The organism is Flavobacterium sp. (assembly GCF_040402895.1).
In the GTDB taxonomy this organism is placed as follows: Bacteria; Bacteroidota; Bacteroidia; order Flavobacteriales; family Flavobacteriaceae; genus Flavobacterium.
On sequence record NZ_JBBALR010000008.1, the window covers coordinates 127,608 to 139,261 of the forward strand.

The 11,654-nt window shown below is 31.6% G+C and carries 12 protein-coding genes and 1 tRNA gene; 8 read left to right on the forward strand and 5 right to left on the reverse strand.

The genetic code is table 11. From position 1 onward, the window contains the following. Positions 1-9 precede the first annotated feature (9 nt). A complete protein-coding gene (locus tag ABWP60_RS08560; RefSeq protein WP_353151310.1) occupies positions 10-1,809 on the forward strand; it encodes a chloride channel protein in 1,800 nt (599 codons plus the stop codon). A gap of 295 nt (positions 1,810-2,104) precedes the next feature. On the opposite strand, the gene murA is transcribed toward ABWP60_RS08560, so the two are convergent. Genes murA through ABWP60_RS08575 form a run of 3 tightly spaced genes read right to left on the reverse strand, consistent with a single transcriptional unit; the run spans position 2,105 to position 4,533 of the window. After that, positions 2,105-3,415: a UDP-N-acetylglucosamine 1-carboxyvinyltransferase gene (gene murA, locus ABWP60_RS08565; RefSeq protein WP_353151313.1), complete on the reverse strand. Its 1,311-nt coding sequence runs from the start codon at positions 3,413-3,415 to the stop codon at positions 2,105-2,107. Beyond that, complete coding sequence (locus tag ABWP60_RS08570; RefSeq protein WP_353151315.1) at positions 3,416-4,246, reverse strand: DUF4290 domain-containing protein; 831 nt, start codon at positions 4,244-4,246, stop codon at positions 3,416-3,418. Between the two features lie 2 nt (positions 4,247-4,248). After that, the gene (locus ABWP60_RS08575) at positions 4,249-4,533 is read right to left on the reverse strand and encodes a DUF493 family protein (protein ID WP_353076466.1); all 285 of its coding nucleotides are present in this window, start codon (positions 4,531-4,533) and stop codon (positions 4,249-4,251) included. Between the two features lie 119 nt (positions 4,534-4,652). Here ABWP60_RS08575 and ABWP60_RS08580 point away from each other — a divergent pair, with 119 nt between their 5' ends. The 5 genes from ABWP60_RS08580 (at position 4,653) to ABWP60_RS08600 (ending at position 9,206) form a co-directional block, all read left to right on the forward strand. Then, entirely contained in the window at positions 4,653-5,189 is a 537-nt protein-coding gene (locus ABWP60_RS08580; protein WP_353151317.1) for an AAA family ATPase, read from the forward strand. Positions 5,190-5,198: 9 nt separating this feature from the next. Further along, positions 5,199-7,082: a RecQ family ATP-dependent DNA helicase gene (locus tag ABWP60_RS08585; RefSeq protein WP_353151319.1), complete on the forward strand. Its 1,884-nt coding sequence runs from the start codon at positions 5,199-5,201 to the stop codon at positions 7,080-7,082. A gap of 29 nt (positions 7,083-7,111) precedes the next feature. Continuing rightward, positions 7,112-8,059, forward strand: coding sequence for a methionyl-tRNA formyltransferase (gene fmt / locus ABWP60_RS08590; protein ID WP_353151322.1), 948 nt, complete (start codon positions 7,112-7,114; stop codon positions 8,057-8,059). A gap of 160 nt (positions 8,060-8,219) precedes the next feature. Continuing rightward, positions 8,220-8,495 carry an HU family DNA-binding protein gene (locus ABWP60_RS08595; protein WP_353151324.1) on the forward strand — a complete coding sequence of 92 codons (276 nt, stop codon included), beginning with the start codon at positions 8,220-8,222 and terminating at the stop codon, positions 8,493-8,495. A gap of 150 nt (positions 8,496-8,645) precedes the next feature. Beyond that, complete coding sequence (locus tag ABWP60_RS08600) at positions 8,646-9,206, forward strand: YqgE/AlgH family protein (protein ID WP_353151326.1); 561 nt, start codon at positions 8,646-8,648, stop codon at positions 9,204-9,206. Here the strand turns inward: ABWP60_RS08600 and ABWP60_RS08605 are convergent. Then, positions 9,199-10,032 carry an aminotransferase class IV gene (locus tag ABWP60_RS08605; protein WP_353151329.1) on the reverse strand — a complete coding sequence of 278 codons (834 nt, stop codon included), beginning with the start codon at positions 10,030-10,032 and terminating at the stop codon, positions 9,199-9,201. The genes ABWP60_RS08600 and ABWP60_RS08605 overlap by 8 nt on opposite strands. A 50-nt stretch (positions 10,033-10,082) precedes the next feature. After that, positions 10,083-10,475 (reverse strand): START-like domain-containing protein, encoded by a 393-nt coding sequence (locus ABWP60_RS08610; RefSeq protein WP_353151331.1) that lies wholly within the window; start codon positions 10,473-10,475, stop codon positions 10,083-10,085. A 170-nt stretch (positions 10,476-10,645) separates the two neighbouring features. Here ABWP60_RS08610 and ABWP60_RS08615 point away from each other — a divergent pair. Next, positions 10,646-10,719: transfer RNA gene (locus ABWP60_RS08615), tRNA-Met, on the forward strand. A 186-nt stretch (positions 10,720-10,905) separates the two neighbouring features. After that, the coding region (locus ABWP60_RS08620) for a pyridoxal phosphate-dependent aminotransferase (RefSeq protein ID WP_353151334.1) at positions 10,906-11,654 on the forward strand (749 nt) is incomplete at its 3' end.

Here is an 11,654-nt window from a genome sequence, read left to right on the forward strand (position 1 = left end):
AAAATCCTTGTGTTAAAACGAATACAAAAAATAGCGCATTTTTTTGAAAACTATTTTTCTAAACTGAAGTCGGTTTTAGAGCCGCGTCAGTTTTTGTATATCTCAAGTGTTTTAGTTGGATTATCAGCTGCTTTGGCAGTAATTGTTCTAAAAACGTTTGCGCACAATGTCTTTTTATTTTCACAATATTTAAATACAAAACTGCATTTGCCTTACAGTAAAAGCACCTTGCCTATTATTGGTATTTTACTAACGGTTTTTGTAATAAAAAATTTCTTAAACGGAAACATACAAAAAGGCACGTCTCAAATTATGTATGCGGTTGCCAAAAAGCGCAGCGTATTGCCAGACAAACAAATGTATGCACAAATAATTACGAGTTCGTTAACCGTGGGTATGGGCGGAAGTGCTGGATTAGAGTCGCCAATTACGATTACTGGAGCGGCTTTTGGTAGTAATTATGCGTTAAAATACCGTTTAAGTTACAAAGACAGAACCTTACTTTTGGCTTGTGGTGTCGCTGCCGGAATAGCTGCTGCCTTTAATGCACCTATTGCAGGAGTATTGTTTGCTATCGAAGTAGTTTTAACAGAAATAAGTATTACTGCTTTTACGCCCTTAATAATCAGTGCCGCAACTGGTTCTATCGTTTCGATGTTATTATTAAATGAAGATGCTTTATTTAGTTTTAAATCGATACAAGAGTTTGATTCTAAGAACATTCCGTTTTATATTATTTTAGGAATTTTGTCTGGGTTTGTTTCCATTCATTATGCCAGAAACTTTAGAAAAGTGGAACATTTTTTCGCTACACGAAGTAAAAATAGCTATAGAAAAGCGCTTTTTGGTGCTCTTATATTAGGCATACTAATTTTTATTTTCCCCAGTTTATTTGGTGAAGGATATGAAGGAATTAAGCTTTTAGCTGCCAACCAACCAGAAAAACTATTAGAAAATACTCTTTTAGAAAAATTTGAAGCGAACAAATGGATTATTTTTGGTTTCATTACCTTAACCCTATTGTTTAAAGTTTTTGCGACAGGAATTACATTAGGTGCTGGTGGAAATGGTGGTAACTTCGCCCCTTCTTTGTTTGTGGGTTCGTATTTAGGGTTTTCTACCGCATACTTTTTTAATATGCTAAAGATTACGAATTTGCCGATTAGTAATTTTACTTTGGTGGGAATGTCTGGTGTATTAAGTGGTTTGTTTCATTCCCCTTTAACTGCTATTTTCTTAATTGCTGAAATTACGGGTGGCTATAGTTTAATGGTACCCTTAATGTTGGTTTCTTCTATTAGTTTTGCCATTTCAAAACACTTTGAACCGTATTCATTTGACATAAAAAATTTAGCGGACAAAGGCGAAGTTTTTACAGATGATAAAGACAAAAACATATTACAATCTATTGATGTTAAACGATTGATTAACAATAATTTTAATGCCATTACCCAATCTAAAACTTTAGAATCATTAATTGAGAAGATAGCGAGTACCGACGATGTTATTTTTCCTGTTTTAAATGACGACAACAAACTAATAGGTTTAATTTATTTGGATGATATCCGTCCGATTATATTTTCTGCGTTTAAAGTAAAATTTACCTCCATTACAGAAGTAATGCAACCCGTAAAAGATAAAGATGTTATTGATTTTGAGGACACCATAGAAACCATAATGAATACATTTGAAACCACACAGCAAAGTATTTTGCCCGTGGTACAAAATAAAGTATTTATAGGTTTTATCTCCAAAGCGGATATTTTAGAAAAATACCGCGAACAATTGAAAGAATTGGTTATTGAGTAACCTTTTTTTAAAGAAGATTAAAATAAATTATTATATTTGGTTTAGATATGACTGACGTTTATCAGAAATATACATCCAAAATTGGATAGATAAGTCTGATTTTGTTAAAATATCATATTCTCAATCCTTTCTCATAAAAAATACATAATTTACCATAGTTTTCTTCGGTATTCCTTCGGTAGTTGTTCGGTAAATCGGCTGTAAAGTTCCCTTTTATAGTAGCGTTCCCGAACAAACTCCTAACAAAACCTCTAAAAAACAATAAAAAAAGCGACATCTCTGTCGCTTTTTTAATTTATACTCTTACGATATTCGCGCCAAGCGCTCTTAATCGTTCGTCTATTCGTTCGTACCCTCTATCAATTTGTTCGATATTTTGGATGGTACTGGTTCCTTTTGCAGAAAGTGCTGCAATTAATAACGAAATACCCGCTCTAATATCCGGAGAACTCATTACAGTAGCTTTTAATTGCGATTGAAAATTATGACCCATTACTACTGCTCTGTGTGGATCACATAACATAATTTTTGCACCCATATCTATTAATTTATCCACAAAGAACAAACGGCTTTCAAACATTTTTTGATGAATTAAAACGTCTCCTTTTGCTTGTGTGGCTACTACTAAAATAATACTTAGTAAATCAGGTGTAAAACCTGGCCAAGGGGCATCAGAAACCGTTAAAATAGAACCGTCAATATCGGTTTTAATTTCATATCCATCTTTGTGAGCAGGAATATAAATATCGTCTCCTTTTTGTTCTAACGTAATGCCAAGTTTTCTAAATACGTTCGGAATTTGTCCTAAGTTTTCCCAGCTTACGTCTTTAATCGTAATCTCACTTCTTGTCATCGCCGCTAAACCAATCCAAGAACCAATTTCAATCATATCGGGTAAAATTTTGTGTTCACAACCACCTAAAGATTCCACACCTTCAATAGTTAATAAATTAGAACCAATACCTGTGATCTTGGCTCCCATTGCGTTTAACATTTTACATAACTGTTGCAAATACGGTTCGCACGCTGCGTTGTAAATAGTTGTAATTCCTTCAGCCAAAACTGCTGCCATTACAATATTAGCCGTTCCTGTAACAGATGCTTCGTCTAATAACATATACGCACCTTTTAATCGGCCTTCATTTTCTACGCCATAAAAATGGTCTTCTCTATTGTATCTAAATTTTGCACCTAAATTAATAAATCCTTCAAAATGGGTGTCTAAACGACGTCTTCCAATTTTGTCACCACCTGGTTTTGGTATAAATCCTCTTCCAAAACGAGCTAATAAAGGGCCAACAATCATAATAGATCCACGTAAACTTCCACCTTCTTTTTTGAATGCCTCCGTTTCTAAATACCCAACATTTACATCGTCTGCTTGAAACGTATAATCACCAGGTCCGTTTTTCTGAATTTTAACACCTAAGTTACCCAATAAAGTAATTAGTTTATTTACATCAATAATATCAGGAATGTTAGTAACTCTAACTTTTTCTGAGGTTAACAAAACAGGACATAAAACCTGTAATGCTTCGTTTTTTGCACCTTGTGGTTGCACATTTCCTTTTAAGGGCGTTCCGCCTTCAATTTTGAATGTTCCCATTTATACTATATTATTAGGATTATTTTTTGGTTTAAAATTTTTACCGCCTTTATAATTTGGATTATTTAAATTGGCTTTTGTATTATCTGGCGAATTCGGTTTTGCATTAGATGTGTTCTGATTTCTATTGTTTTTTTGTTGCGGTCTGTTTTGGTTTGCTGGCGGTCGGTTTTGATTTCTGTTGTTTGTAGCCGTCTCATTCTTAGTAAAAAACTGAGTCTTATTCGACTGTTTTTTATTGACCTTCATTAAATTTTGCGACGTAGAAAGTTCTTCTTTCATTGCCGTTAAGTTTAATTCCCCATTTGACAATTCTAATAAATGATTAAAAATGACTTCATCTGTAACCGTATCTTTATTCCAGCTTAAAAAACATTTTTTCATATGATTGGCAATCACAATAATTAAAGCGTTTTTTAATTCGCCTTCCTCCCATTTACGTGCTACATCAATCATATATTTGATGTTGTTTCCGTAAAAACTGTATTTTGGAAAATTTTGAGGATACGATAAACGTTCTGGTTTCAATTGCACTACATCTCTTGTAGGAATTGGAAATGGTGAATCGATATCTAATTTAAAATCAGACATGATAAACAATTGATCCCAAAGTTTGTGCTGAAAATCTGGCACATCACGTAAATGTGGATTCAAATTTCCCAATACCGAAATTACATAACGCGCACCTTTGTTTCGCTTTTCTCTATCTTCGATAGCGGTAATTTGGTTTATTAATTTTTGTACATATCTTCCGTATTCAGGAATAATTAAATGTTCCCGTTGCGAATTATATTCTAAATAATTTATTGCTTCTTCGTTGTTGTATGCCATATTTATAATGAAATAATTCCTTCTATAGTTGCTAATTCTTGGTATTTTTCAATTACTTTATCTGCGTTTTGCATCGTAACATTAATTGAAATACTGGTGTATTTTCCTGTTTTAGAAGCGTGTGTTTTTATTACTGCGCCCATATTATTAAAGGCATTTTCAACAGTATTCACATTTGTAGCATTAGTTGGTACAATAAATTTGTATAAATACACCGCTGGCCAGGTAGTTGATTCTTCTAATTCCGATTTAAGTCTAATGTAAAAATCTTCGGTTTCTTTATTCATTTTAATTTAATATAATAAAACAACAAATATACATTTATAATGTTTGATTTGAAAATTTAAATAATTAAGATTTTCAAAATAAAAAAAATGATAGTACATTTGATTTTTAATGCCGTAAAATGAATAAGAAAATTATACTCCTAACTGGTGGTCCTAGTTCTGGAAAAACAACTTTAATTAATCACCTAGAAGCCGAAGGACACATTTGTTATCCTGAAATTTCTAGAGAAGTTATTTTAAAAGCCAGAGAAGAAGGTGTTGATTATTTGTTTTTAGAAAATCCGATGTTGTTTAGCGAACGCCTTTTAGAAGGAAGAATTAAGCAATTTGAAAAGGCAACTACAGAAGAAAAAACTGTTTTTATTGATAGAGGCATTCCTGATGTGCTGGCGTATATGGATTTTATTGGCGACACGTATCCTGAAGCATTTATTGCCGCTTGCGAAACCTATAAATACGACAACGTTTTTTTGTTACCGCCTTGGGAAGAAATTTACACCAGCGATGCTGAACGTTATGAAAGCTTCGAGGAAGCAACTAAAATTCATACCTATTTGGTAGAAACCTATACAAAATTTGGATATGATTTACACGAAGTACCAAAAACTTCTGTAGCAGAACGATTTCAATTTATCATTAATCATTTAAATTCCTAATTCAATCTAATGAATCAACCGTTAGATGTATTAAAAGCACACTGGAATCATACTGCTTTTAGACCCACTCAAGAAGAAATTATCACTACTGTTTTGCTCGGTAAAGACACGTTTGCCTTGTTACCAACAGGTGGTGGAAAATCAATATGTTTTCAAATTCCTGCTCTACTAAAACCAGGAATTTGTTTAGTCATTTCGCCGCTTGTAGCTTTAATGAAAGATCAGGTTGAAAATTTAAAAAGCAAAAACATAAAAGCCATTGCACTAACTGGTGGCATTTCTTTTGAGGAAACGAATAATTTATTTGACAATTGTGCATTTGGCGATTATAAATTTCTATATCTATCGCCTGAACGATTACAACAAGACTGGGTTTTAGAACGAATTAAAAATTTAAATATAAATTTAGTTGCCATTGACGAAGCACATTGTATTAGCCAATGGGGACAAGATTTTAGACCTGCTTACTTAAAAATAGCCACTTTAAAAGACTACTTTTCAGTACCGTTTATTGCTTTAACCGCTTCAGCCACGCCTAGAGTTCAAGAAGATATTTGTACCCTTTTACAATTAAAAAATCCAGTTGTTTTTAAAAATTCTTTTTCACGAGAGAATTTAGGATATCATATAATAAAAACCGAAGACAAAATAGGAAAACTAAAACAAATCTATTTAAAGAATCCTGAACCCTCAATCGTATATGTAAAAAACAGAAAATCTTGTATAGAAATCAGCAAAGTACTTACAGATTTTGGTTTTACTGCAACCTATTATCATGGTGGATTATCTACTAAAGAAAAGGATAAAAATAGGCACCTTTGGTTGGATGAAAAAGCCAAAATTATAGTCGCCACAAATGCGTTTGGTATGGGAATTGACAAACCAAATGTTAAAACAGTAGTGCATTTACAAATTCCTGATAATATTGAAAATTACTATCAAGAAGCTGGTAGAGCGGGAAGAAATGGCGAAAAATCCTATGCCTTATTACTTACTCATGAAGTGCAATCGGAAAATGTATTACAACAGTTTGCTGGTAATTTACCCAACAAAGAATTTCTGCATTTGGTGTATAAAAACCTAAACAATCAGTTTCAAATAGCTTATGGCGAAGGGTTTCAAGAACTTTTTTATCTCAACTTAAATTTGTTTTGTGCTAAATTTAATTTGCCTGTTACTAAAACCTATGCTTGTCTGCAGTTTTTAGACCGACAAGGCATTATTACACTAAATAATTTAATTAGCAATAAAGCCAATTTGAAATTTATAATTGAAAGTCGAGAAGTTATTAGATATTGCAGTTTAAATACTAAAGAGGCAGAAATTATAGAAACCATTTTACGAAATTACACCGGTATATTTGAACAAGTTACAAGTATAAATACAGCACTTATAGCTACTAAATCTGGAAAAACAGAAGAACAAGTAATTGCGGTTTTAAATAAATTACATGCACAAGAAATAATAGAATTGAAACTTCAAAGCAATGATATTTCTATTCTATATAATGAACCACGCGAAGACAGTTACACCATTAATCGTGTGGTTAAACTTTTAGAAAATCAAAATCAGATTAAAATAGAGCAACACAAACAAATGCTTCATTTTGTGACAGATAAAACCACTTGTAAGTCGGTTTTAATTTCCAAGTATTTTGGAGAAGAGAATACTAAAAACTGTGGCATTTGTTCGTATTGTATTTCTAAAGATAAAGCAAAACCTAAATCTGTTTCAGAAAGCATTAAAAGTGAATTAGAAAAAGCACCATTATCTTCAAATGAAATGGAAAATGTACTCACTTTTTCAACAGAAGAAATTATCTTTGCCCTGCAGAACTTATTAGAAAATGATGCTATTTATTTAAATTCTTATAATAAATACCAACTTAAGTAAAAAAATAATATCATAGCGACATACTATCAATGGAGAAATTAAGAATCATATTTATGGGAACACCCGACTTCGCTGTTGGTATTCTTGATACGATATATAACAGTGAGTTTGAAATTGCAGCAGTAATTACAGCACCTGATAAACCTGCCGGACGTGGTCAGAAAGTTTCAGTTAGTGCGGTAAAAACCTATGCTGTAGAAAAAAACATTCCTGTTTTACAACCTACAAATCTAAAAAGTGAAGATTTTTTAAAAGAATTAGCCAGCTATAGTGCCAATTTACAAATCGTTGTAGCGTTTAGAATGTTGCCGGAGGTAGTTTGGAAAATGCCAAAATATGGTACATTTAATCTACACGCTTCTTTGTTACCTAATTATAGAGGTGCGGCACCTATAAATTGGGCAATTATTAATGGAGAAACTGAAACCGGTGTAACCACTTTTTTTATTGATGATAAAATTGATACGGGTGCTATGATTTTAAGTCACAAAGTAGCTATTGATAAAAATGAAAACGTAGGTCAGCTTCACGACAAATTAATGCATTTAGGATGCGATACTGTAATAGAGACGTTGCATTTAATACAAAATGGAAAAGTGGAAACCACCATTCAAACCGAAAATACCGAATTAAAAACGGCCTATAAATTAAATAAAGACAATTGTAAAATTGACTGGACGAAACCTGGAAATGAAATTTACAATCAAATTAGAGGGTTATGTCCTTATCCTGCTGCCTGGACTTATATTAAAGATGGAGATAACGAATGGAATGTTAAAATTTACGACACTACTTTTATTGAAGAAGTTCACACTCATAAAATAGGCCAAATTTGTATTGGAAAAAAAGAAATGAAAATTGCAGTATCCAATGGTTTCATAAAAATTGCTAGTTTACAATTTCCAGGCAAAAAGAAAATGCAAACTCATGAGCTTTTAAATGGTACTTCGATGAGTGCGAACGCCTATGTTATTTAAGTTTTTGCAGTAAAAACAGACTGAAATTAGCCACTTTATTAACATTTGTCATAATTTATTAACATTTTTAACGAAAATAACTTGAAATGCTTGTGTAGTTCAATGATACATTTAAATTTGTAAACAATATTATGTATAATCAATTTTAAAACTAACAATTATGAACAAATCAGAATTAATCGATGCAATGGCTGCAGCAGCTGGAATTACTAAAGCAGCAGCTAAATTAGCTTTAGAATCATTTTTAGGAAGTGTAGAAGGTACATTACAAAAAGGTGGAAGAGTTTCTTTAGTAGGTTTCGGATCATGGTCAATCTCTAAAAGAGCGGCTAGAGATGGAAGAAATCCTCAAACTGGAAAAACTATCAAAATTGCTGCTAAAAATGTAGTAAAATTCAAAGCAGGTGCTGACTTAGATGGTTCAGTAAACAAATAATAAATATTTTTTATTTATTTAAAAACCTCTTAGTTTCTAAGAGGTTTTTTTTATTTCACAAATTTATATACATTTAGTAATGTAATATTAAACTGGATTATTTGTTCAATTAAATAATTTTTCTTAATTTCAATTTAAATTAATTGGCTTATGACTTCTTTGTTACTTAAAAAAGGTTGTTTACTCGTTGCAGAACCAACAACCGTAAACGATATGTCTTTTAATAGATCTGTCATTTTGCTAACGGAGCACACACAAGATGGTAGTGTGGGCTTTATACTTAATAAACCACTCTCCTATTCCATAAATGATTTGATTCCTGACATAGATGCCCATTTTATGATATATAACGGAGGACCAGTAGAACAAGATAACTTATATTTTTTACATAACGTACCTGAATTAATTCCTGATAGTATTGAAATAGCATATGGTTTATTTTGGGGTGGAAATTTTGAAACCACAAAAGAACTAATTAATACTGGGAAATTATCAAAAGAAAACATTCGTTTTTTCTTGGGGTATAGCGGCTGGGAAACCAATCAATTAGAAGAAGAATTAAATGATACTTCTTGGATTATTGTGGAAAATGAATTGCAAAACATAATTATCAGTAAAAACAGCCAAAATTTTTGGAAAGAAAAACTAAATGAAATCGGTGGCGAATATATATACTTTTCTAATTCGCCAGAAAATCCTACGCTTAATTAATTGCTGCGTTTAAAATATTTGTAATTTCTTTAGCCACTTCAGAAGTAAATTCCTTTTTTCTGTATTTTGTAATTGGTTGAATACCAATAATTACATTTGAAATAAATAATTCATCTGCTTTTTGCAAATCAAAAGGTGAAATGCTTTTTTCAATTATTTCAATAGTACCCATTTTATTTACAATTGCTATAATTTGTTTTCGCATTATTCCGTTTAAACAACCATCTGAAGTGGGTGGCGTAATTATTTGATTGCCCATTTTCATAAAAACATTACCATTTGTAGCCTCTACAACATTTTTATCTTCATTAATTAACAAACAATTTTGAAAATTATTTTCATTTGCAAAAATACTAGCCACTACATTAATCATTTTATTATTGGTTTTTAATGTAGCCAATACATGTTTGGAAACATGAAAATCTTTAAACAATTCCACCTCATAACTAGTTGAAGAAAAAACGTAAGTATCAGATACCAATTCAGAACACGTAATAATAAATTGCACATCGTTTGAAGCAGGATTATAAAATCCTTCCGCGTTTCTAAAAACAGAAAAACGAATTCTATTACTAACTCTATTTGTCTGTAATGCAATTAGTTTTAAAATTTCTTCTTCCATAAATTCCATTGTGAAATTCATTGGAATTTCCATTCTACAAATTCGCATCGAAGCCATTAAACGCAAATAATGTTCTTCTAAAAACAATATTTTAGTTCCATTAACTTTAATGGTTTCAAAAATGGCATCACCAAAAAGAAATCCTCTATTATTTTCAATACTAAAATTACTAGTATCTTGAATGCTTCCGTTATAATTAATCATAAAAAAATCCCGCCTTTTATAGCGGGAGCAAATATACTTATTTATTAAAATTAAACCGAACCAATTACGTGTTTTAAATCGGAGACCAAACTTTCCCACAATAATTGATTTTCAGGTAATTCGTCTTCTTCAGAAAAATCGACAACAATTAAAGAGACATCATTTGTAATTTCATCTACTTGAATTTTCAATTCAAAATAATACTCTGTATCTTTTCCATCTTCATCTAACCATTTGAATTTTACCTTCTCCCCCGTTTTTTTTGAAACCAATTTGGCATTTTCTTGCGAGTCATCCCAAATAAAAGTATAGTATTCACCACGCGAATTTACATTGTCAGAAAACCATTCTGATAAACCTGATGGTGTTATGATATATTGATATAATAATTGCGGTGACGAGTGTATTGGAAACTCTAGTTCGTACTTAACTTTTGGCTTCATAATTGAATCTATAAATTTTTAGCAAAATATAAAAAAAAATGATACCGCAACTATATTTTACATTATTTTTTACAACAAATTTTTAATTATAAAATTTCAATTTATTATTTGCAAAGAAAGTAATTATTTATATATTTGCACCCGCATTGAGAAATGCAAAAAAATTTAATGGCGAGATAGCTCAGTTGGTTAGAGCGCAGGATTCATAACCCTGAGGTCACGGGTTCAACTCCCGTTTTCGCTACGATAAAAACCCTAACTTCTTAATTATTAGAGGTTAGGTTTTTTTATTATTACTTCCTAACAGAAAACGAATTAACACATAAAATATAATTCAAAAAAACGAATTCATTTAAGTTGTAATTTTTTAGCAAAATTTCGTTATCGAATCCTATTTTTTTTGCACTTTTGCATAGCAAAAAATTTAGTTATGCCAAAAATATCAAACAAAGGGATTCAAATGCCTGAATCGCCAATCAGAAAATTAGTACCTTACGCAGAAGGAGCCAAAAAAAGAGGGACAAAAGTGTACCATTTAAACATTGGTCAACCCGATATTAAAACGCCAGAAGTGGCTTTACAAGCTGTTAAAGATTTTGACATCAAAGTTTTAGAATACAGTCACAGTGCTGGATTTGAAAGCTATAGAAACAAACTTGCTGCGTATTATAAAAACCAAGGTTTGCCTGTTGATACCCAAGATATTATCATTACCACAGGTGGCTCTGAAGCGCTTATGTTTGCTTTAGGTTCTACGTTAGACAATGGCGATGAAGTAATTATTCCTGAACCATTTTATGCCAATTATAACGGTTTTGCAACAGCAAGTGGTGTAAAAGTAATTCCTGTAATTTCAGGAATTGAAACTGGTTTTGCGTTACCACCTATGGAAGCGTTTGAAAAATTAATTACTCCAAAAACAAAAGCTATAATGATTTGTAATCCTGGAAATCCAACAGGATATTTATACTCTGAAGCGGAAATTAACAAATTGGCTGAAATTGTAAAAAAACACGATTTATTTTTAATTGCAGATGAAGTATACAGAGAATTTACTTACGATGGATTAAAACATTATTCGGTTTTAAATGTACCAGGATTAGAGCAACACGCCATTATGATCGATTCGGTTTCGAAAAGATTTAGTATGTGTGGTGCAAGAATTGGTTGTGTCGTTTC